This is a genomic window from Phycicoccus sp. M110.8 (genome assembly GCF_032464895.1).
Classification (GTDB): Bacteria; Actinomycetota; Actinomycetes; order Actinomycetales; family Dermatophilaceae; genus Pedococcus.
This window is the reverse complement of record NZ_JAWDIC010000003.1, coordinates 70,445-92,479: the sequence shown is the minus strand read 5'-3', so window position 1 is coordinate 92,479 and position 22,035 is coordinate 70,445. Positions and strand designations below refer to the sequence as shown.

Here is a 22,035-nt window from a genome sequence, read left to right as displayed (position 1 = left end):
GGGGGAAGGGCTCACTCGCTGCGGAGGGCGTCGATGGGGGCGTGGCGCGCGGCGCGGGCGGCGGGGTACACGCCCGCCGCGATGCCGATGGCCACGGAGATGGCGAGGGCGACGACGGCGACCGCGGGCTGCACGGTCACCGGCTGGCCGATCGCACCGGGGAGCAGGCGCGCGCCCAGGTACCCCACCGCGAGCCCGAGCAGACCCCCGGCCAGGCCGAGCACGCTGGCCTCGGTGAGGAACTGCCGCCGCACCGCGCCCGGTGTGGCGCCGAGCGCCTTGCGCAGCCCGATCTCGCGGATCCGCTCGGTGACCGAGACGAGCATGATGTTCATGACGCCGATGCCGCCGACCAGCAGGGAGATGGCGGCGATGCCGCCGAGCAGGATCGTGAGGGTCCTGGCCGTCGACGTGGCGGTGGAGACCAGGGACGCCTGGCTGCTCACCGTGTAGTCCGCGGTGGCCGCCGTGACGTCGTGCGAGACCGCGAGGGCGCGCTGCGCCTCCTGGTATGCCGCGGAGAGCGTCCCCTGCGACGTCGCCTCGAGGTAGATCGTGCTGACCGCCGAGGTGTTCGCGCTCGTGGCGAGCCGCTGGGCGAAGGTGGTGGACGGGACGAGGACGACGTCGTCCTCGTCCGCGGTGGTGCTGGCGCCGGCGGAGGCGAGGACGCCGATCACGGTCAGGTCGGCCCCCTCGACCGTGATCGTGCTGCCCACCGCGCTGCGCCTGCCGAACAGCTCGGCCGCCGTGGTCTGCCCGACGACCGCCACCGGCGCGGCGGCGTCGGACTCGGCGGGGCTGAAGAACCGGCCCTGCTGGAGGGTGCGGGCCCGCACCGTATGCCACGCCGTGGTGGTGCCCTCCACCGACGTGGTCCAGTTCTGGTCCCCGGCGAGCACGGACTGGCTCGTCGTGGTCACCGGTGCCACTGCCGCGACGTCGGGTGCGACGGTGTGGTCCGCGAGCATCTGCGCGTCGCGGACGGTCAGGGTCGATGCCGACCCACGCCCGGCCCGGAACCCCGTCGTCGTGGTGGTGCTCCCGGGCGTGACGATGAGGAGGTTGGAGCCGAGCTTGTCGATCTGCGCCTGCACCGAGCTCTGCGCGCCCTGGCCCAGCCCGACAGTCAGCATGACCGCGGCGACGCCGATGAGGATGCCGAGGGTGGTCAGGGCCGAGCGCAGGCGGCGGTCGGAGATGGCCTCGACGGCAGACCGGAGCGTCTCGGCGAAGGTCATGCGGCACCACCTGCCGACACGCCCACCCCGAGGTCCAGCCGCCCGTCCCGGATGTGCACCACGCGGGCCGCGCGGGCCGCGACCTCGGCCTCGTGGGTGATGAGCACGACCGTGCGCCCGGCCCGGTGGAGCTCGTCCAGCAGCGAGAGCACATCGGCGGTGGCGACCGAGTCCAGGTTCCCGGTCGGCTCGTCCGCGAGGACCACGGCCGGGTCGGTGACGAGCGCGCGGGCGATGGCGACGCGCTGCTGCTGGCCACCGGACAGCTCGCCGGGCCGGTGGTCGACGCGGTCGGCGAGGCCGACGCGCTCGAGCGTGGCGATGGCCCGGCGGCGACGCTCGGCCCCCGGCACACCGGCATACGACAGGGGGAGGGCGACGTTGCGCCACGCGGACAGGGTGGGCAGCAGGTTGAACTGCTGGAACACGAAGCCGATGCGCGCGTTGCGCACGCGCGCGAGCTCGGCCTCGGTCATCGCGGCGACGTCCTGCCCGGCGAGCAGGTACTGGCCGCCGGTGACGACGTCCAGGCACCCGAGGATGTGCATGAGGGTCGACTTGCCCGAGCCCGAGGGGCCCATGATCGCGACGTAGTCGCCCTTCGCCACGTCGAGGGTGATCCCGCGCAGCGCCGCGGCCTCGATCGCGCCCGTCGCGTAGGTCTTGGTGACCTCGCGCAGGCTCATGACCTCACGCGCGTCCGTCGAGGGAGGTACGGGGAGCACCGGTCAGCCCCCGTTCCCACGGCCGCCACCACCGAAGCCACCGCCACCGCCACCACCGAAGCCACCGCCACCGCCAGCGCCACCGCCGAAGCCGCCCCCGCGCCCGGTGGTGCCCGTGCCGGTGGTCGGGGAGAAGGTGAGCCGGCGCACGACGACCTGCTCTCCCGCGGTGAGGCCGGACAGGACCTGGGTCTGCGCCCCGTAGACGGTGCCCACCGTCACGGGGACCGCGGTGTCCCTGCCGCCCTGCCGCACGGTCACCGTGGCCCGTCCGCCGGACTGCGAGACGGCGGCGGTCGGGACGGTCAGCACGTCCTGGACCTGCTTGTAGATGATCCGCGTCGTGACGCTGGTCCCGGCGTAGAGCCCTGGCGGGTTGCCGGTGACGTCGATGGTGACCGGGAAGGTGGCGACCCCGCCGCTCGTCGAGGTCGCCATGACGCCGACGCTGCCGACGGTGCCGAACACCGGCTGGGTCGACCCCGTCGTGAGGACCTGCGCCTGCATCCCCCGCTTGACCTTCCCGAGGTCGGCGGCAGCCACCGAGGCGTCGACGACCCAGGAGGTGGGGGAGATGACCACGACCTGGCCGGTACCGGCCGACGCGGACGCGCTCGCGCCCTGGCCGGGTGCGGCCGAGCTCCCGCTCCCGGTGCCGGCCGCGCCGCCGCCCCCACCCGAGCCACCGCCCGCTCCTCCCGAGGAGCCCCCGCTCCCGCCGGACCCGCCCCCGGTGGAGGAGGACGACCCGGAGGCGGCCGCGACCGAGTCCCCGGGGGCGATCGAGACGGCCGCCACGACGCCGTCCAGCGGGGCCGTGAGGGTGGCTGCGGACAGGTTGGCCCTGGCTTGGGCGAGGGTGCCCTGGGCAGCGGCCAGCTGGGCGTCGGCGGACGCCAGCTGCGCAGAGGTGCCGCTCGCCGCGGCCGTTGCGGCGTCCTCCGCGGCGGTGAGGTTCGCCTCGGCGACCGACACCGCGGCGCGCAGGGACGACGGGTCGACCGTGGCGAGCACTGCGCCCCGGCGGACGTGCTGCCCGACCGTGACCCGGACGGAGGTCACCGTGCCGCCGACGGTGAAGGAGAGGTCCGCCTGGTGCGCCGCGGCGAGGGTCCCGGTGCCCGACACCGACTCCTCGACCGGGCCGACGGTGGCCGTGGCCAGGATCGAGGTCCCGGTCGCGGCGCCGGCACTGGCGCCGGGTCGCAGGACCAGCCACGCGCCGACGGCGAGGGCGGCCACCACAACCGCCGCCACCGCCAGCACCGGCCAGCGCCGGGACCGCCGGGGTGAGCGCCGTGCCATGGGGATGCCTCCCGTGCTCGGCCGGAGGCGCAGGAACGCACGGCTCGGATCTGATGACGGGGGGAGCGTGCTCCTGCCGGCTGCGCGCACGGTGGGAGAAGTCCATGAGCGACCTGTGGATCGCGTGGCCGCGGGGAATGAGCCACCGGCGACCGTCGTTGACCACGGTGTTCCCCAACCCCTGCGGAGAGTGCCTGTGCCCACTGTGACCGATCGTCCGAGCCGTCGACGCGTCGACCTGTCGCCGACGGGAGCGCTGGGCTTCTCCGCCCCCATCGCCGAGCCTGTCCGTGCGGCACACGGGCTAGGCTGGAGGGCAATGAGCGAGACACCCGACACCACGGTCGACGTGGCCACCGAGTCACCGGCTGAGCGGCAGGCCCGCTTCGAGCGCGAGGCGATGCCCCTGCTCGACCAGCTGTACTCCGCGGCCCTGCGCACGACCCGCAACCCCGCCGACGCCGAGGACCTGGTCCAGGAGACCTACACCAAGGCGTTCGCGGCGTTCCACCAGTACAAGCCCGGCACCAACTTCAAGGCGTGGATGTACCGCATCCTCACCAACACCTACATCAACAGCTACCGCAAGAAGCAGCGGGAGCCCCAGCAGTCCGACGCCGCGGAGATCGAGGACTACCAGCTCGCCCGCGCCGAGTCGCACACGTCCACGGGACTGCGCTCGGCCGAGGTCGAGGCCCTCGACCACCTTCCCGACACGCAGGTCAAGCGTGCGCTGCAGGAGCTGCCGGAGGACTTCCGGATGGCCGTGTACCTCGCGGACGTCGAGGGCTTCGCCTACAAGGAGATCGCGGAGATGATGGACACCCCGATCGGCACCGTCATGTCACGCCTGCACCGTGGCCGGCGCCAGCTGCGTGAGCTTCTCACCGAGTATGCCGCCGAGCGCGGCTTCGCGGCCCAGGGCGCGGACCGATGAGCGCCGGCGACTGCGGCCGCACGGCCGGCGAGGACCCCGCGTCGGGCACCGACTGCTCCGAGGTCCTGCACCGCGTGTACGAGTACCTCGACGGCGAGATGACGCTCGACGACACCGAGAAGATCAAGCAGCACCTCGACGAGTGCGGTCCCTGCCTGAAGGAGTACGACCTCGACCAGGCGCTCAAGGCCCTGGTGAAGCGCTCGTGCCACAGCGAGGAGGCGCCGGTGGAGCTCCGCTCGCAGATCGTCGCGCGGATCACCACCCTGAGGTACCAGATCAGCGAGTAGCAGTCGCGGCCGGGCGCTGACCCGGATACACGAAGCGGGCGGTTCGACCAGGTCGAACCGCCCGCTTCGTGCTGCGTCTGTAGCGCGTGCTCAGGCGTTGGGCTTGCGACCGTGGTTGGCCGCGTTGCCCTTGCGCGAGCGGCGCTTGCGGGCGCGCTTGCTCATGGGAAATCGCTTCCGTCGGGGGGTGGTGGTGTCGAGGTGACACCCGGGCCACCGTCCAGTCTCTCACACGCCGCCGCGTGCTCCTGCCCTACTGGCGAGTTCCGGGCTGTTTCGGGGCGCACTCTCCTCCGAATGGCGGAGTCCGAGATTCAAGACTTGGCAAAGAAGGGGTCTACGGCAGGCAAAACCCACCGGTTGGCGGGCATCATAGTCCCGTCGGCCAAGCGAACCCCTGACGGTTGGCGACAAGTACCGGCCCGAACCAACCAAACGGATGAGTCCGTACTCGGGCAGAAGGAGCAGCAGCCATGAAGGCTATCACCACCCTCTTCGAGTCCATCCTCACCAACGAGGAGTCGATCGTCTGGGCGCCGGCCGACGGCCCGACGCAGTACTCGCGCGGTTGGGGCTGGGGTGGCGTGGACGCCGCTGCACGTGGCTGGGGCTGGGGCGGCGCAGACTCGATCTGAGTCTGCTGCGGCCCGACCGGGCCGCGTCGTAGATTGATGTCGTGACCACCGAGCCCGCCCAACCAGCCAGGTCACGGCTGGGCAGCGGAGCCACGGTCAGCTTCGTCGCAGGAGTCGGCGCCCTCGCGCTGGTCCTGGCCCTCGTCGGGTACGTGCTCGACGGGCCTCCCCGCGACTGGCTGGCGGTAGCGGTGCTGGCAAGTCTCGGCATCACCAGCTGGGTGCTCCGGGAGACCGATGTCGGGTCCCGAGTCCAGCTCTCGTTCATCAGCATCGTCCTGCTCGCCGCGGCGGTGATCGTGGGCCCCGTAGGGGCTGCCATCGTCGGAGCGGTCGGCACCGTCCTTCAGTTCGACAAGCAGCAGTTCATCGTCCGCGTCTTCAACATCTCGCTGTTCTCGGCGATGGGGTCACTCGGTGGCCTGGTCTACGCCCAGGTGGGCGGGATCCAGGCGTTCGGGGGCTCGGAGTCAGCGGTCACCATCCTGACCTCGGTGGGCATCCCACTGATCGTCGCCGACGTCACCCAGTGCCTGCTCAACGCGATCCTCATCGCAGGCGTCCTGCGGGTGGCCTCCGGCACCCGCGTGCGGACCCAGATCCTCAAGCTGCTCAGCACCTCCGGCCTGGCCTACATCGGCTACGGCGTGATCGGCTTCCTCTTCGTCGTCCTGTGGATCCCCGCCGGCGTCGGCTGGTTCAGCGCCATCCTCGTCCTGGCCCCGCTCGCCGTCGCGCAGTGGGCCTTCGGCCAGTACGGCGAGGAGCTGCGGGCCCACGACCGCACGCTGCGCGCCCTCGTCACGGCCGAGGAGAAGAAGGACCCGACCAACGCCGGCCACAGCCAGAAGGTGGCCCAGCTGAGCGAGTGGCTCGCCGAGGCGCTGGGCTTGGGGCACAAGGAGATCCAGGATGTCCGCACCGCCGGCATGCTGCACGACATCGGCAAGGTGGGTGTCCCCGCCAGGTACCTGCGCGCGAGGAAACCCCTCGATGACGAGGACTTCGTCGTCATCGCCGAGCACGCCGGCGCCGGCGTCGAGCTCGTCCGCGGCATCGAGTTCCTGTCCGGCTCGCTCGACGGCATCGCCCACCACCACGAGCGCTACGACGGCCTGGGTTACCCGGCCGGCCTCGCCGGCGAGGACATCCCGCTGGTGGCCCGCATCGTCGCCGTCGCCGACGTCTTCGACGCCCTGACGACCGAGCGGTCTTACCGTCCGGCCCTTGCCGTCGAGGACGCCCTGCAGGTCATGCGCGGCCGCGCCGGAACGCACCTCGACCCCGTCGTCGTCGAAGCCCTCGGCAAGGTGCTCGTCCGGCACCCGTGGCAGCCGACCCCGCGACCGGACGCCTCCGTCGCCACCTCGCTGGCGCTCGACCACGACGACCCCGAGGTGTCGGACCGGCTCGCACTGCGGCAGGACCTCCGTGAGCACATCCACGGCGTCCCCGACAGCTCCCGACCCGCCCAGGTCACCTCGTGAACGCGAGCTGGCGCACCGTCCGGCTCGGTGCCCCCATCGCCGTCCTCGCCGTTGTCGTCGTCCTCTCGGCGTGGTGGTCGGCCGCTCCCTCACTCGGGTCCCTCGTCAGCGACGAGTGGGGCCGGCTGGTCCTGTTCCTCGTGGCAATCGCGCTGGGCGAGACCGCGCGGCTGACGATCCTGACCGGTCGCGAGACGGCCCCGATGTCGACGGCTGCCGCCCTGGGTCTGGCCTTCTCGACCATCGCCGCCGACGGCAGGGCGCCGATCGGCGCCGACGTGGTGATCGCGGTCATCAGCGCTGGCATGCTCGTAGGGCAGCTGCTGCGCAGGGTCACCGGTTCGGTGCCGCAGTGGGGCGACACGGCGGCCCGGCTGATCGGCGCAGCCGTCGCGCCGGTGCTGTTCCGCCAGGTCCACTTCGCCGGCCGGACCCTGCTGGACTGGGAGTCGGAGTGGAACCACCGACGGTGGCTGGTCGCGGTCGTCATGCTGCTCGTGGGTGGTGTCGCCATGGTCGTCGACCTCACCCTCGAGGCCTGCATCCGGGCCGACGTGCAGGAGTCCCCGCTGCTGCCGGCGGTGCTGGACGAGTACCGGTCGGTGGGGGCGCTGGCCACGGCCCTGGTCACCTCGGGGGCGCTCATCGCGCTGGCGGAGGTCGCCATCGGCGTCGCCTCGGTCCCGCTCTTCCTCTTCCCGCTGGTGCTGACGTACTTCGCCGTGCAGCGGTACGCCTCCATCCGCACCACCTACCGGCAGACGATCGGCGCCCTGTCCTCGCTCACCGACCTCGCCGGCTACACAGGCACCGGCCACGGCCAGCACGTCTCGGACCTCGCGGTCGCCGTCGGGCGCGACCTCGGCATGAGCCACCGCGAGCTCACCGACCTCGAGTACGCCGCCCTGCTGCACGACCTCGGCCAGGTAGCCCTGCGTGAGCCCATCCCGCGCGGAGCGACGGTGATGGCGGCGCCCGTCGACCAGCAGCGGATCGCCCAGGACGGGGCCGAGATCGTCCGGTCCACTGGCGTGCTGGACCAGGTGGCCACCATCCTGCAGGCCCAGACCACGCCCTACCGCCAGGTCCGCGAGTTCGGACAGGACCTCCCACTGTCGAGCCGGATCATCAAGGTGGCCAACGCCTACGTCGACCTCGCCGGCCGGGACGAGGCGCAGGACGAGCACGCGATGGAGCGCATCCACCTCGGCCTCGGCTACGAGTACGACCCGCGGGTGGTCGACTCCCTCTCGCGGGTGCTCACCCGCCGCCGGCAGCGCGCCGGCGCCTGAGCGCCACTAGCGGCTGAGCACGCCCTGGCGCCTAGCACGCCATTGGCGCCTGGAGGCGCGACCGGCGCCTGAGCGCCGAGCGGGCTCCACGGCATACGCGGGCTCTGGACCGGGCACACGACGAAGGGGTGGTGCCGGACCGCGTCCGGCACCACCCCTTGTCAGCCCACCGGCCGGGTCACGGCGACCCGGTGGTGAGGTGGACGTCGGTCTCGAGGTGCTTCTCGACGCGGGGGTCGCCGGCGTCGGCGAAGTAGTCACCCTTGATCGTCTCGTCGTGGCCCCTGTCGACCTTGAGCGCGTTGAGCACCAGGGTCAGGACCGCGGCGACGATCAGGTTGAACGCGAACGCGGTCATCGCGATGTAGCCCATCTTGCCGATGCTGGGGATCATGGCCAGCGAGCCGCCGAAGTGGGCCTTGGTGGCGGGGTTGACCACGTTGTAGGCGGTGATGGTGCCGTAGACCATGCCGACGGCCCAGCCGACGAGCAGGGCCCAGCGGTGGAACCAGCGGGTGTAGAGCCCGAAGACGATCGCGGGGAACGTCTGCAGGATCCAGATGCCACCGAGGAGCTGGAAGTTGATGGCGTTCTGCTTGTCGAGGGTGAGCACGAACACCAGCGCGAACGCCTTGACCAGCAGCGAGACGAGCTTGGAGACCTTGGCCTCCTGGGCGTGCGTCGCGTTGGGCTTCAGCCAGTCGCGGTAGATGTTGCGGGTGAAGGTGTTCGCGGCCGCGATCGACATGATCGCCGCCGGCACGAGCGCACCGATGGCGACGGCGGCGAAGGCGACGCCGGCGAACCAGCTCGGGAACATGTCCTCGAACAGCTGGGGGATGACCAGCTGCGCGTTGGGCTTGCCGTCGAGGCCGATCGGCTTGGTGCCGGCCTTGATCGCGACCCAGCCCAGCAGCGCCAGCAGACCGAGCACGAAGCTGTAGGCCGGCAGGATCGAGGCGTTGCGGCGGATGGTGTTGCGGTTCTGGCTCGACAGCGTCGCCGTGATCGAGTGCGGGTACATGAACAGCGCCATTGCCGACCCGAGTGCCAGCGAGGCGTAGGCCCAGTACTGCTGGCTGCTGGGGATGAACGCACCCGTGGGCTTGTTCGTCACCGGGTTGGGCTTGGCCATTTTGGCCTCGGCCGCACCGAACACGGCGTCCCAGCCGCCGACCTTCGACGGCAGGTAGATGACCGCGACGATGATGACCAGGTAGATCAGCGCGTCCTTGACGAACGCGATGACCGCCGGGGCGCGGAGGCCGCTGGAGTAGGTGTAGGCCGCGAGCAGCGCGAACGCGATGAACAGCGGCAGGTCCTTGGCGAGGGCGTTGCTGCCACCGAGGCCGGCGACCTCGAGCACGGCCTGGATGCCGACGAGCTGCAGCGCGATGTACGGCATTGTCGCCAGGATGCCCGTCAGCGAGATCGCCAGCGCCAGCCCGCGGGAGCCGTAGCGGCCCTTCACGAAGTCGGCCGGCGTGACGTACCCGTGCCGGTGGCTCACCGACCACAGGCGCGACATGAAGATGAAGATGATCGGGTAGAGCACGATCGTGTACGGGACGGCGAAGAAGCCGCTGACCGCACCGAGGGCGAACATCGCCGCCGGCACCGCCACGAAGGTGTATGCCGTGTAGAGGTCGCCACCGAGGAGGAACCAGGTCACCCAGGTGCCGAACCGGCGACCACCGAGGCCCCACTCGTCGAGGGACTCCATGCTGTCGGCCTTGCGCCAGCGGGTGGCCCAGAAGCCCATGCCGGTGACGAGCAGGAACAGCAGGATGAGCACCACGAGGGCCGTGGTGTTGACGCCGGTGTTGGCGGCGGCGGGGACCATCGCGCTCATCGGTCGCCCTCCTCGTCGTCACGGGTGGTCGCGTGCGTCATGGGACGGTGCGGCCTCGCCTTGAGGACCAGCCGGTATGCCGTGTACGTCATCCCCGAGCACAGGAAGACCCACAGGAACTGGTACCAGATGAAGAAGGGGAACCCGCCCAGCTTGGGCTCGACCTTGGCGTAGCTGCTCACCCACAACAGGGCGATGATCGGGATCGCCAGCAGGACCGCGGCCGCAGCCAGCATCCCCTTGTTGGCGGGTGGAACGGTGTCGTGGTCGACAGCGTCGTCGGTGCTCACCTTTCGTACCTCCACATGCGAAAAGGGCGGATTGCGTTCGCAGTCCGCCCCGCACCGTATTCCTCGCCGGACCCCAGTGGTGGGATGCCGCGCACACCATCTGACCAGCGGCTCTCCGCCTGCGCCGAGCGGACGCCGAGCAGGGGTGCCGGTAGACGACCGAGGGCCGGTCCGCTCGATGCGGACCGGCCCTCGGGTCGGGAGGTGGGACGCCTCAGGCGGCCTTGGTCTCCTTGAAGATCTTGTCGATCTCGTCGATCTTGGCGAGCAGCTCGTCGGCCTTGCCGGCGTCGAACTCGCCCTTGGTGCCGGACGCGCCCGCGAGCTTCGTGGCCTCGTTGAAGAGGGTGTGCAGCTGCGGGTACTTCTCGAAGTGCGGTGCCTTGAAGTAGTCGGTCCACAGCACCCACAGGTGGTGCTTGACCAGCTCGGAGCGCTGCTCCTTGATGACCACCGCGCGGGTGCGGAAGTCGGGGTCGTTGTTGTCGGCGACCTTGGCGATGATGGCCTTGATCGACTCGGCCTCGATGCGGGCCTGGGCGGGGTCGTAGACACCACAAGGCAGGTCGCAGTGGGCGCTGACCTCAGTGGTGCGGAAGAAACGGGAGAGCATGCGAATCCCTTCTGCGAGACGGACGATCACAGTGCTCGTCCAACCTACCCCGCGTGCCTACGCCGCACACGCCGGGTATGCCGTGGCGAGACCAGGTGCCGAGCCGGCCGGCGCTGTGCGGTCAGGTTGTGCCCGTCATCGCCGCGCTGTGGTGACCTGCCAAGGGGTCCAGTCCTGGGTCACGAGCTGTTGGGAGTCTGCCGTCGCACCGGCGGAACGGGGCGGGTAGGACTCCATCGTCCCCATCACGTCGACCAAGGTGGGCGTGGTACCCGCCTTGTTGTAGATGCTGAAACCGTTGGCGCTGCCGACCTGGGCCATGAGCGCGTTGGCCACGATGGCCCCGGCCGGGGCGTTGAGCGAGCTGGTCGCGGGTCGGTTGCCCGTCCCGGGCCACACGGTGAGGAACGTGCTCGAGCTCGGCTTGACGGCGGTGAGGTTGCCGACAAGGGCGCGCGTGTCGTCGGTGACCGTGCTCGCGGGTGCGCCGAACGTGCGCGTGGCGTTTGCCGGGATGGACGGACGCACGCCGGCCAGGCCAGTGCGCGTGTCGACGATGCGCTGTGGCGTGACGCTCCTGAACCGCAGTCCAGTGCCGCCGGAGTCCTCGTAGAGACCCACCAGGTCGACCAGCACGTTCGTGTCTGGCGCCGAGGAGTTGGCAATGGCGAACGTCGGCACTCCATCGCTGCCCTTCGCAACGGCCACGACGGCGAGGTTGGGCACGTTCTCGCCGGCTGTGAAGTTCAGCGAGGACGTGCCGGGGATTCTGCCCACGCCGTCCCAGACGGTGAGGTAGCCCGGACGGGTCGGGGACACCGCGGTGATGTTCACTGCGACCCCAGTCACAGGAGCGTTGCGCTCCGGGTGGAAGAAGTCGACCTTGACCTCCAGTACCTGCCCCGGCTGGAGGGGCTGTCCGTCCCGGGTGTCGACCACGCGGGTCGGGGACAGCACCTGGTACTGGCTGCCCGCGCCGACGGTCGTCTCGAGGTTGCTCGTGGCGCTGTAGTAGCCGACCAGGTCCGCGATGAGGTGTGCGTAGCCGAGCGCGTTCGTGAGCTTGATGGTCCCGTTCGGCGAGACGGGCACGGTGACGAGGTTGGCCCGTGTCTGTCCCGTGTGGAAGTTCAGGCTGGACACGGTCGGCCTGGGACGGTCGGCGGGGTAGACGGTGACGTAGCCGGTGGTGGTGGGCTGCGTGACCGTCAGGTTGAGGACGACCCCGGCGACGTCCGCCGTGGGTGTGCCCGCGACTCCACCCACGCGTAGCGAGACCGTCTGCCCCGCGCCCACGGCGCCGAGCCAGCCGCCGGTGCCGGAGCGGGTGTCGAGCACCCGGGTGCTGGGAACGGAGTGGAAGGTGCCCTTGCTGGAGGCCGTGCCTGTGCCGTAGAGCGGTAGGTATGTCATGACGCCCTCGGACGTGGTCAGCTCCACGCTCGCCTCGACCGCTCCGAAGACCAACGGTGTCATGGTGACGGAGACCGAGCAGCTGTCCCCGGGCTGAAGGGTGCGCCCGGAGCAGGCATCGGACGCGATGGCGAACGACCCCGTCGCCGAGTCAGCGTGGGCGACGACGCGGGTGGCTTGGGCTGACAGCGAGGTCGATCCCGCGGCCGTGAGGGTCAGGGTCCGCGCCCCGCCGCGCTCGAGGATCGGTTGCGGCGCGAACTCGGCGCCGGCGGCCCGGAAACCCGCATAGGCCACCGTGCTGTTCCAGCGGACCTGACCCGATTGGTGGCCGATCTGGTAGTCGCAGGTCTGGTCGAAGTCGGCGGCCAGCCCGGTCAGGGAGCCCGTGGACGAGCGCTCGACAGAGATCACGGTCAGGGTGCCGCGCACTGTCGAGCACGTGTAGCCGACGCCGTCCACGGCAGCAGCTGCATGGGTCGTGTCGATGCCGTTGCCCAGGGCGTAGGTGCCTGGGGCGAAGCGCTGGCCCATGGGAGGCATCACCGACACCGACATGGACGAGCCGTCCGACAGGACGGCCCTCACGGCGACATCGTCTCCCCACGTGTTGGAGGCGGTGATCGAGTCGGTGCTGGAGGCGTCGTAGACAACGGGACGGGCGTGCTCCTGGTTGACCGTGAAGGCGGTGACTGAGGGAGCGGCCACGGCGGGCTGCGTCGCGGTCGCGGCTGAAGTGCCGACGGAGAACAGGCAGGCGATGGAAGTGACGACAGCCAGCAACGCATTTCGTGATCTCAAGTTCCTCTTCCTGTCGTCCTAGGCCGGCCCGAGCCGCCGTTGCTTACCGGCACGATTCCGGCGGCACATGTTAAGGCTCCACAAGAGAGGTGTGTTCCTCTCCTCCGGACCCAGGCGCCATGTCTGCGTGGTCACGAGAGCACCCGGGTCTCCGCCAGTTCTACTGCTCGACGAGAGCTGGAAAGGGGGGGCTCATCGGGCGCACGTATGCGGTGGTTCCTCCCGCGCTCTCGACGTTCGTGAGGATTGGTGTGACGGGGAATGGGGGAATCGCGAGTGGGGGGCAACTGTAGAGAGTCCACGGGATGGTGTTCGTCCCCAGATCGAAGTTGGTGTCGTAGAAGGGCGTGACCCATGAGTACAGGGTGGACGCATCCCCAGCGGCCAGACCCAGGTACTGGGTCCAGTCGCCGCCGACTCCGGGGAAGCCGTTACGCCCGTACCAGTTCCCGCTGCCGTGCACGAACGAGGTGTACGGCGGGAGGCAGGCTGAGACGCCGACCTTGTCGGAGCTCTGAATTGCCGTCACCAAGCTCTGCGTCACGGGATCGTCGCCCACAGCGTTACCGACCGAGAACGCTCGGGTGTTGTACGCGAATTGAGAGTTGTCGACCGTGAGGTCCGTCAGTTGGCCAACTTGGATCGCCGTGTCGGCATATCGAATCACGAGGTGGTCGAACACGGCTCCCTTCACGGCGGAGAGTTTGATGCCTTTCCAGTCGCCGGGTTGGGGGGTGGAGGGGTTGGAGACGATGGTGGTGGTGTCGGCGCCGGTGGTGGTGTCCCAGACGGAGGTCAGGATCACCGGGTTGGTGGCGGTGCCGGCGGCGTTGAGGGTGCCGTTGACGACCAGCCCGCTCGAGCCGTAGAGCTTGAGGATGGTGCCGGGGTTGAGGGTCAGGGTGGTGCCGGTGGGGATGGTCAGTCCGCCCCAGATGACGGGGTTGAGGTTGGTGGAGGTCCAGGGGAAGGTGCCGCTGGTGGTCAGGGCGCAGGAGCTGAGTTCGATGACTGGGGCGCCGGTGGAGTTGGTGGCGGTGTTGCCGTCGAGCTTGGCCAGGGTGATGCCTGAGTAGGTGAGGTTGATCTCGAGGTTGGTGATGGCGGTGAAGGTGTTGCCGGTGATGACGGGGTTGGTCAGGGCGCTGGCGTAGACCCCGCCGTCGGTCTTGGTGATGGTGCTGGCGGTGAGGGACAGACTGCCGCCGTTGGGCATCGCGACGCCGGTGGAGGCGTAGGCGATCGTGGTGTGCGCCACGGTGATGGTGGCGCCGCTGCTGTTGGGAGCGTTGATGCCTTTCCAGTCGCCGGGTTGGGGGGTGGAGGGGTTGGAGACGATGGTGGTGGTGTCGGCGCCGGTGGTGGTGTCCCAGACGGAGGTCAGGATCACCGGGTTGGTGGCGGTGCCGGCGGCGTTGAGGGTGCCGTTGACGACCAGCCCGGTCGAGGGGCTGAACTTGACGACTGTGCCCGGCAGTACCGTCAACAGGACCCCGGTCGGCACCGTGACAGTACTGTCGACAACGTACTGGCCCGCACAATCGGTGCCCCACGTCGTGCTTGCAGCCAACGAGCCCGAAACATGCACCTCGGGTGAGTACGCGCCCTGGCACCACGTCGGGGTGTCGTACGTAAAACGGGCTGCGGCGACCGGTGCCGAAGTTCCGGCGGGTGTGGTGACCCTGACATCCACGGTTCCCGTACCAGGAGGCGAGCTGACGGAGAGCTGACCCGCCGCCGACACGGTGATGTTGATGCCCGGAACGTTCCCGAACAGCACCTGACTGGCGTTCGTCAGGTCGGTCCCGCTCACGATGACCATCGTCCCGCCAGCGGAGGGGCCGTGGCTGGGGGTGATGCCGGTGACGGCGGGTGCAGGCTGCGGTGCTGCAGCCGACGCGCCGAGGTAGTAGCCGGCGACATCGGCGATGAGCTGGGTGGTGCCGGAGGACCCGTTGTAGAGGGCGACCTTGCCGTCGGTGCTGAGCTTGGCCACGACGAGGTTGGGGATGCTCTGGCCGGCGGTGAAGTTGAGGTTGGAGGAGGTGGGGCGGGTGGCGCCGTCCGGGTAGGCGGTGATGAAGCCTGGTGCGGTGGGGCTGGTGACGGTGACGTTGAGGACCACGGCTGACACGCCGGTGGTGGGGATCCCGCCGCGGCCGGTGACCTGCAGGTGCACTGTTCCCTTGGCCGCCACTGGTCCCGCGCCACCGAGGTTGGTGCGGGTGTCGAGCAGGCGTGCCGGGTCGAGCGCTTGGAAACCTCCGGGGCTGGTCACGCTGCCGGCGAGGTAGTAGCCGGCGACGTCGGCGATGAGCTGGGTGGTGCCGGGGGACCCGTTGTAGAGGGCGACCTTGCCGTCGGTGCTGAGCTTGGCCACGACGAGGTTGGGGATGCTCTGGCCGGCGGTGAAGTTGAGGTTGGAGGAGGTGGGGCGGGTGGCGCCGTCCGGGTAGGCGGTGATGAAGCCTGGTGCGGTGGGGCTGGTGACGGTGACGTTGAGGACCACGGCTGACACGCCGGTGGTGGGGATCCCGCCGCGGCCGGTGACCTGCAGGTGCACTGTTCCCTTGGCCGCCACTGGTCCCGCGCCACCGAGGTTGGTGCGGGTGTCGAGCAGCCGTGACGGCGGCAAAGAGGCAAAGCTGCCGCCCGTGGGGCTGCCGACCCCCGTATAGGGGGCATCCGCATGCGCCGTGGGCACGCCCGTGGCGAGCGCGCTGAGCAGGAGGCATCCTGCAGCCAGCGCCGACACCAACCTGCGCACTGCAGATCGACTGCGCACTGAGCCTCCTAAGGCGTTGCCGTCCAGGCGAGAGGCAGCGTGCGTTCCCATTGATGATGAAGTGGCTGGCTCCCCGAGGTCACATGATTTCGCCCGGACGCCTGCTTGTCTCGATTTCGGCCGAATCAGTCAGGAACGACATTGTTTCCCCTAGAGGGCAGCGGGCCTGCGTGGCGCCGGCTGTCCGGCATGCCGCCGCCTGCAATGCGCCCCGGCGGTCTCAGTCGGGGCGTCGCCGTCGCCGGCGCACCCGCGGCAGGCGCACCCGGTGGGGGAGCCGGAACAGGACCAGTCCACGGATCTGGTCGCGCCCGAGCGACCCCACACCGTAGGTCCACGAGTCGGCGACGCCCGGCATGGCCTGGTTGTCACTCTCCACCCAGTACCGCCTGGGGTCCTCCGGATCACGCATGGTGACCCGTTTGACCGCCAGCGGCCGGGGCGTGCCCGACTCGTCCGGGGGCAGGCGGACGATGGCGAGCCGACCCAGCTTCGGGGGAGCGCCGCGCAGGACCACCATCCGGTCGCCGGTGTGCAGCGTGGGCTCCATCGAGCGGCCCTTGACGACGACGAGGCAGAGGCTCAGCACTACTCGTCGCGTTCCTGGTGCATCCGGCGCAGGAAGGAGCGGGTCCGGTCGTGCTGCGGGTTGCTGATGACCTCGGACGGCTTGCCCTGCTCGACGACGACCCCGCCGTCCATGAAGACGACCCGGTCGGCGACGTCGCGGGCGAAGCCCATCTCGTGGGTCACGACGATCATCGTCATGCCGTCCTGGGCCAGCTGGCGCATGACCTGGAGCACGTCACCGACGAGCTCGGGGTCGAGCGCGGACGTCGGCTCGTCGAAGAGCATGAGCTTCGGCTGCATGGCCAGCGCCCGCGCGATGGCGATGCGCTGCTGCTGCCCACCGGAGAGCTGGGAGGGGTATGCCGCGTGGCGGTCGGCGAGGCCCACCTGCTCGAGCAGGGCCAGGGCCCGGTCGCGGACGTCCTTCTTCTTCTCGCCCTTGACCTGGATCGGCGCCTCCATGATGTTCTCGAGGGCCGTCATGTGCGGGAAGAGGTTGAACCGCTGGAACACCATGCCGATGTCACGGCGCTGGGTGGCGATCTCCTTGTCCGTGAGGTGGTGCAGCGTGCCGCCGCGGTCGCTGAAGCCCATGAGCTCGCCGTCGACCCAGATGCGGCCGCCGTCGATGGACTCCAGCTGGTTGATGCAACGCAGGAACGTCGTCTTGCCCGAGCCGGACGGCCCGAGCAGGCAGACGACCTCGCGCTGCTGGACGTCCATGTCGATGCCCTTGAGGACCTCGTTGCCGTGGAACGCCTTGGTGACGTTGACGGCGTGGACGAGCGGGAAGTCGGCGCGGCGGGAGCCGGAGGTGTCGGCGGCGCCGGCGGCACGCCGGGAGGCGGCGGCGCCCCGTGACGTGTCGGCGTTGCTGGTCGTGTCGGCGTTGCTGGTCGTGTCGGTGGCCATCAGTGGTCTGCCCCGATCTTGAGGAAGCGGGCCCGGTTGGTCGCGCTGGGCTGGCCGAAGCCGCGGCCGAAGCGCTTCTCCAGCCACGACTGCCCGACCATGAGGACCGAGCAGATGATGAGGTACCAGGCCACCGCGGCGACGTAGGACCCCATGATCCGGTAGGTCTGGTTTGCGACCTGCTGGGTCTGGAAGAAGAGCTCGGTCGTGACGGGGACCGCGGCGAGCAGCGAGGTGTCCTTGACCATGGCGATGGTCTCGTTGCCCGTCGGGGGCACGATGACCCGCATCGCCTGCGGCAGCACGATCCGTCTCATCGTCTTGCCCGCGGACATGCCGAGGGCCTGGGCGGCCTCGGTCTGCCCGCGGTCGACCGACAGGATGCCGGCCCGGGCGATCTCGGCCATGTAGGCCGCCTCGGAGAGCCCGAGGCCGATGATGCCCACGATGATGCCGCTGCTGATCGTGCGGACGTCCAGGGTCCAGAAGGTGGGGTCGCCGAAGCCGAACGCCTTGGCGATCTCCTTCCCGAACGGGATGCCGAAGTCGAGCGTGGGGTAGAGGTACAGGACGCCGACGCCGAGGACGGCGAGCAGCACGTACCGGGGGATGGCGCGGAAGAACCAGGTGTAGACGAACGAGACGCCCCGCAGGATGGGGTTGCTCGACAGCCGCATGATGGCGATGAGCACGCCGCCGACGACGCCGAGGATCATTGAGAAGATCGTCGTGAGGATGGTGCCCTGCACCAGGCCGCTCAGGACCGGGTTGTAGTTCATCACCTTGAGGGCGAACCCGAAGTCCCACTTCGGGTTGGTCACCCACGAGCTGATCATCATGGCGATCAGCACGGCGATGACGGCCAGCGCCACCCACCGCCACGGATGGGGGACCGGTCGCGCGTGGATGGCGCCAGGGCGGGCGCTGTCGGCGCCCGCCCCGGTCGAACCGGGTCGCTGCTGCGTTGCCTCGGTCATGGTGCCTGCCTCGGTCCGGCTCGTCAGGGGTTGACGGCGAAGTCGGTGATCGACCCGCTGTCGTTGCCCCACTTGCTCAGGGCTGCCTTGTAGCTGCCGTCCGCAGCGGTCGCCTTCAGCGCGTCGGCGATGGCCTGGGCGAAGTCGGTCTCGTCCTTGGGCACGACGAAGCCGTAGGGAGCCGAGTCGTAGATGTCACCGAGGGCCTCGAGCTGCCCGTTGGTCTGCTTGACCGCGTAGAGGCAGACGGGGGAGTCGGCGAGCATCGCGTCGGCCTTGCCCGAGACGAGGTCGGCGGTGACCTTCGACTGGTCCTGCTCGACGATCTGCTTGATGGCGGGCTTGCCGGCGGCGGTGCACTTCTTGGAGCGGGCGGTCAGGTCGTCGACCTGCACCGTGCCCTTCTGGACGCCGATGGACAGGCCGCAGGCGTTGGCCGGGTCGACCTTCTTCGGGTTGCCCTTCTTGACCGCCCACTGGGTGCCGGCGTTGAAGTAGCTGACCATGTTGACCTGCTTCTTGCGCTGGTCGTTGATCGTGAAGGAGGAGACGCCGATGTCGTACTTGCCGCTGCTGACACCGAGGATGATCGTGTCGAAGCCGGCGTTCTTGAACTCGGCCTTGAGCCCCAGCTTGGCGGCGACCGCGTTGAAGAGGTCGACGTCCATGCCCTGCACGGTCTTGCCGTCGCTGGCGAGGAACTCGTTGGGGGCGTAGGACGCGTCGGACCCGACGATGATGGTGCCCTTGTCCTTGATCTTCTGCGGGACCTTGGCGGCGAGGGCCTGGTCCACGCCCCCGCCGGAGCTGGAGGACGAGGACGAGGAGGAGCTCGAGCTGCTCGACGACGACGAACCGGTGTCGAGCGAGCTGGAGCCGCACGCGCTCAGGGCGAGTCCGGCCGTGGCCAGGCCCGCGACCAGGGCGGCGGCGGGGCGAAGGCGTGAGGTCATGCTGGTGAGGTCCTTCCTCGGGGTATGCCGCGTGGCTGGGACGTGCGCCCCACCACGGCTGTGGGGATAGGGGCATCCTGCCAGCCCCGCCTGCGAACGGCGCCAGTCCCGACCAGATCGTTTCCGTCTCGCATCCGAGAACCTGTCGCGCGACGCGGGTCACACTCTCGTCACGGGGCTGGTCGGCGCCCGTGCCCCTGTGCCACGATGAACTCGCGGGTAACCCCCGCCTCTGCGTTTCTGTGTGGCCACACCCGGCTCCGTCTCGAGACCGCGCGGTTCGATCCGTGCGCGGTGTGCCCCAACGCCCCCCTCCTTTGTCTGAGGTGACCTTCCGTGTCCGCGTCTCCGTCGTACCCGTTGTTCGACCCGTCCTCCCCGGTCTTCCGGGCGCACGAGGGCGGCAAGCTCGGCGTACACGCCACGCAGCAGCTGCGTGACCGGGCCGACCTGTCCCTGCTGTACACGCCCGGCGTGGCCGACGTGTCCCGTGCCATCGCGGCCGACCCGGCGCTCGCCGCGCGGTACACCTCCCGGTCCAACACCGTGGCGGTCGTCTCCGACGGGACGGCGGTGCTCGGCCTGGGCGACATCGGCCCGCTGGCGGCGATGCCGGTCATGGAGGGCAAGGCCGTCCTGTTCAAGCACTTCGGCGGTGTCGACGCCGTCCCGGTGTGCATGGAGACCGGCACGGTCGACGAGCTCGTCGACGCGATCGCCCGGATCGCGCCCACCTACGGCGGCATCAACCTGGAGGACATCTCGGCGCCGCGCTGCTTCGAGATCGAGCGCCGCCTGCAGGAGCGGCTCGACATCCCGGTCTTCCACGACGACCAGCACGGCACCGCGATCGTGGTGCTCGCCGGGCTGCTGAATGCCGCGAAGGTCGTGGGCCGCGAGCAGGCCGGCCTGCGCGTGGTGGTGTCGGGGGCCGGCGCGGCCGGTGTCGCGGTGACGCGCCTGCTGGCGCGGGCGGGTGTCGAGGACATCGTGGTCTGCGACTCGCGCGGCATCATCTCGCCAGCGCGCACCGACCTCGCCGAGCAGCCGCACAAGCGACGCCTGGCGGTCACCACCAACCCGCGAGCCCTGAGCGGCTCGCTGGGGGACGCCCTCGTCGGTGCCGACGTCTACGTCGGCGTCTCGGGCGGCCAGGTGCCGGAGGCGGAGGTGGCGCGGATGGCACCCGACTGCATCATCTTCGCGCTCGCGAACCCCACGCCCGAGGTGCACCCGGAGGTGGCTGCCCGGTATGCCGCGGTGGTCGCCACTGGCCGGTCGGACTACCCGAACCAGATCAACAACGTGCTCGCCTTCCCCGGCATCTTCCGGGGCGCCCTGGACTCCGGCGCGCCACGCGTGACGGAGGCGATGAAGCTGGCGGCGGCGAGCGCGATCGCCGACCTGGTGCCCGAGCCCACGTCCGACCAGATCGTCCCGAGCGTCTTCGAGCTGGGGGTCGCCGACGCCGTGGCCGCAGCGGTGGGACGAATCGCCCAAGCCTGAGGGGTCTCCTCGAGCGCGCCTCGGGTCGCCTGCCTGCGGCCCGAGGCGTCGCCCGCATGTCATGCGCGCCGTACGGGATCCGGCCGCGCTGCAACTATGCTGTGTCGGGTTTGTCAACGTTGGTCGTCCACGAGGAGCTTGATCCGCACATGTCATCCAGCCGCCTGGTCGTGATGGGACAGGGGTACGTCGGACTTCCGCTAGCGCTCAGGGCTGCCGCAACCGGCTTCGCGGTGACGGGCTACGAGCCCAACACCGCGACCGTTGAGGCGCTCAACGCTGGCACCTCCCACATCGACGACATCTCGGACGAGGAGCTGGGAGCCGCCAAGCGGGCCGGCTATTCGGCGTCCTCGGACCCAACGGTGCTGGCCGAGGCGGACGTCATAGTCGTCTGCGTCCCAACGCCACTATCCGATGCAGGTGGGCCAGACCTGACGATGGTCGAGACGGCCGCCGAGACCATCGGCCAGCACGTGCAGGCAGGCTGTCTGGTCATCTTGGAATCCACCACCTATCCCGGGACGACCGAGGAGGTCTTTGCCCCTCGGGTCCTGGCACGAGGCGACCTCGGTGCGGATGACGTCCTCATCGCGTTCTCACCCGAGCGGATCGACCCCGGCAACCCGACCTACGGCGTCAAGAACACGCCGAAGGTTGTGGGCGGCCTCACCCCGGCAGCCACAGTCGCGGCCAAGAATTTCTACGGCACCTTCATCGACACCGTGGTCGAGGCAAAGGGCGCGAAGGAGGCGGAGATGGCCAAGCTGATCGAGAACACGTTCCGTCATGTGAACATCGCCTTGGTCAACGAGATGGTGCGCTTCAGCGACGACCTTGGGATCGACCTTTGGGACGCCATCAACTGTGCTGAGACGAAGCCCTTCGGCTTCATGGCCTTCAGGCCGGGTCCGGGCGTCGGGGGGCACTGCATCCCCGTCGACCCGTCCTACCTGTCGCACCGCGTCAAGGCGAAGCTCGGGTACGCGTTTCGCATGGTGGAGATGGCCGAGGAGATCAACGACGCCGCACCGACTTACGTCGCCTCGCGGGTCTGGCGTCTGCTTAATGACCGAGGGCTGGCCGTGCGCGGGGCGAGGATCCTGCTCCTCGGCGTCACGTACAAGGCGGACATCGCCGACCGCCGAGAGAGCCCAGCGGATCCGCTCGCAGCGACCCTGCTCTCTTGGGGTGCAGACCTTCGCTATGCAGATCCGTTCGTGCCGTCCTGGGCTCCCCACGGCTCGGAGTCGGTCTTCTCGTCCGCCGAGGACGTCGAGAAGGCGCTCAAGGACTGCGATGTCGCCGTACTGCTGCAGTCGCACGCGAAGTTCGACCTAGCCTCCATCGCGGAGCACGCGCCCGTGATTCTGGACACGCGGGGCGTCCTGCCCCCGGTTCCCGGCGTCAATCGTCTCTAGGCAGAGTCTCTTGCCCCTCAGAAGTCGCCC

Annotated in this window: 20 protein-coding genes; 7 read left to right on the top strand and 13 right to left on the bottom strand. The window is 69.8% G+C overall.

Translation table 11 applies throughout. The features are described 5' to 3' along the window. Positions 1-11: 11 nt before the first annotated feature. The 3 genes from RKE38_RS13695 to RKE38_RS13685 are packed head-to-tail and all read right to left on the bottom strand — an operon-like array spanning position 12 to position 3,271. Positions 12-1,241 carry an ABC transporter permease gene (locus tag RKE38_RS13695; protein ID WP_316008042.1) on the bottom strand — a complete coding sequence of 410 codons (1,230 nt, stop codon included), beginning with the start codon at positions 1,239-1,241 and terminating at the stop codon, positions 12-14. Beyond that, positions 1,238-1,927, bottom strand: coding sequence for an ABC transporter ATP-binding protein (locus RKE38_RS13690; RefSeq protein ID WP_316008041.1), 690 nt, complete (start codon positions 1,925-1,927; stop codon positions 1,238-1,240). The genes RKE38_RS13695 and RKE38_RS13690 overlap by 4 nt, the downstream gene beginning before the upstream one ends. Positions 1,928-1,969: 42 nt before the next feature. Beyond that, the gene (locus RKE38_RS13685; protein WP_316008040.1) at positions 1,970-3,271 is read right to left on the bottom strand and encodes an efflux RND transporter periplasmic adaptor subunit; all 1,302 of its coding nucleotides are present in this window, start codon (positions 3,269-3,271) and stop codon (positions 1,970-1,972) included. Between the two features lie 319 nt (positions 3,272-3,590). Here RKE38_RS13685 and RKE38_RS13680 point away from each other — a divergent pair, with 319 nt between their 5' ends. Together RKE38_RS13680 and rsrA are read left to right on the top strand one after the other, a co-directional pair. After that, entirely contained in the window at positions 3,591-4,208 is a 618-nt protein-coding gene (locus tag RKE38_RS13680) for a sigma-70 family RNA polymerase sigma factor (protein WP_316008039.1), read from the top strand. Next, on the top strand, positions 4,205-4,498 hold the full coding sequence (rsrA, locus tag RKE38_RS13675; protein ID WP_316008038.1) for a mycothiol system anti-sigma-R factor: 294 nt from the start codon (positions 4,205-4,207) through the stop codon (positions 4,496-4,498). The genes RKE38_RS13680 and rsrA overlap by 4 nt, the downstream gene beginning before the upstream one ends. Positions 4,499-4,588: 90 nt before the next feature. Here the strand turns inward: rsrA and RKE38_RS19580 are convergent, their stop codons facing one another. After that, a complete protein-coding gene (locus tag RKE38_RS19580; RefSeq protein ID WP_369791897.1) occupies positions 4,589-4,663 on the bottom strand; it encodes a 50S ribosomal protein bL37 in 75 nt (24 codons plus the stop codon). 308 nt (positions 4,664-4,971) lie between these two features. Between RKE38_RS19580 and RKE38_RS13670 the strand changes: the two genes are divergently transcribed. From RKE38_RS13670 to RKE38_RS13660, 3 genes are read left to right on the top strand one after another with little or no spacing between them, the layout of a single operon-like run. Then, on the top strand, positions 4,972-5,133 hold the full coding sequence (locus tag RKE38_RS13670; RefSeq protein ID WP_316008037.1) for a hypothetical protein: 162 nt from the start codon (positions 4,972-4,974) through the stop codon (positions 5,131-5,133). Between the two features lie 41 nt (positions 5,134-5,174). After that, complete coding sequence (locus tag RKE38_RS13665) at positions 5,175-6,620, top strand: HD-GYP domain-containing protein (protein WP_316008036.1); 1,446 nt, start codon at positions 5,175-5,177, stop codon at positions 6,618-6,620. After that, positions 6,617-7,912: an HD-GYP domain-containing protein gene (locus tag RKE38_RS13660; RefSeq protein WP_316008035.1), complete on the top strand. Its 1,296-nt coding sequence runs from the start codon at positions 6,617-6,619 to the stop codon at positions 7,910-7,912. The genes RKE38_RS13665 and RKE38_RS13660 overlap by 4 nt, the downstream gene beginning before the upstream one ends. A gap of 178 nt (positions 7,913-8,090) precedes the next feature. On the opposite strand, the gene mctP is transcribed toward RKE38_RS13660, so the two are convergent. The 9 genes from mctP to RKE38_RS13615 form a co-directional block, all read right to left on the bottom strand. After that, the gene (mctP, locus tag RKE38_RS13655; protein WP_316008034.1) at positions 8,091-9,764 is read right to left on the bottom strand and encodes a monocarboxylate uptake permease MctP; all 1,674 of its coding nucleotides are present in this window, start codon (positions 9,762-9,764) and stop codon (positions 8,091-8,093) included. Further along, positions 9,761-10,054: a DUF3311 domain-containing protein gene (locus RKE38_RS13650; RefSeq protein WP_316008033.1), complete on the bottom strand. Its 294-nt coding sequence runs from the start codon at positions 10,052-10,054 to the stop codon at positions 9,761-9,763. Before RKE38_RS13650 ends, mctP begins: the two co-directional genes overlap by 4 nt. A gap of 214 nt (positions 10,055-10,268) precedes the next feature. Beyond that, positions 10,269-10,667: a superoxide dismutase, Ni gene (gene sodN / locus RKE38_RS13645; protein WP_316008032.1), complete on the bottom strand. Its 399-nt coding sequence runs from the start codon at positions 10,665-10,667 to the stop codon at positions 10,269-10,271. A 135-nt stretch (positions 10,668-10,802) separates the two neighbouring features. Further along, a complete protein-coding gene (locus RKE38_RS13640) occupies positions 10,803-12,788 on the bottom strand; it encodes a hypothetical protein (protein WP_316008031.1) in 1,986 nt (661 codons plus the stop codon). 253 nt (positions 12,789-13,041) lie between these two features. Next, positions 13,042-15,516, bottom strand: a complete 2,475-nt coding sequence (locus RKE38_RS13635) for an IPT/TIG domain-containing protein (RefSeq protein WP_316008030.1) — start codon at positions 15,514-15,516, stop codon at positions 13,042-13,044. A 370-nt stretch (positions 15,517-15,886) separates the two neighbouring features. Next, on the bottom strand, positions 15,887-16,255 hold the full coding sequence (locus tag RKE38_RS13630; RefSeq protein WP_316008029.1) for a S24/S26 family peptidase: 369 nt from the start codon (positions 16,253-16,255) through the stop codon (positions 15,887-15,889). Further along, the gene (locus tag RKE38_RS13625) at positions 16,255-17,148 is read right to left on the bottom strand and encodes an amino acid ABC transporter ATP-binding protein (protein WP_316008028.1); all 894 of its coding nucleotides are present in this window, start codon (positions 17,146-17,148) and stop codon (positions 16,255-16,257) included. The genes RKE38_RS13630 and RKE38_RS13625 overlap by 1 nt, the downstream gene beginning before the upstream one ends. Continuing rightward, complete coding sequence (locus tag RKE38_RS13620) at positions 17,148-18,125, bottom strand: amino acid ABC transporter permease (RefSeq protein ID WP_316008027.1); 978 nt, start codon at positions 18,123-18,125, stop codon at positions 17,148-17,150. Before RKE38_RS13620 ends, RKE38_RS13625 begins: the two co-directional genes overlap by 1 nt. A 23-nt stretch (positions 18,126-18,148) precedes the next feature. Next, entirely contained in the window at positions 18,149-19,078 is a 930-nt protein-coding gene (locus RKE38_RS13615; RefSeq protein ID WP_316008026.1) for an ABC transporter substrate-binding protein, read from the bottom strand. 336 nt (positions 19,079-19,414) lie between these two features. Between RKE38_RS13615 and RKE38_RS13610 the strand changes: the two genes are divergently transcribed. Continuing rightward, positions 19,415-20,584 carry an NADP-dependent malic enzyme gene (locus RKE38_RS13610; RefSeq protein ID WP_316008025.1) on the top strand — a complete coding sequence of 390 codons (1,170 nt, stop codon included), beginning with the start codon at positions 19,415-19,417 and terminating at the stop codon, positions 20,582-20,584. 119 nt (positions 20,585-20,703) lie between these two features. Beyond that, positions 20,704-22,005, top strand: a complete 1,302-nt coding sequence (locus RKE38_RS13605; RefSeq protein ID WP_316008024.1) for a nucleotide sugar dehydrogenase — start codon at positions 20,704-20,706, stop codon at positions 22,003-22,005. The last annotated feature ends 30 nt before the right edge of the window (positions 22,006-22,035 follow it).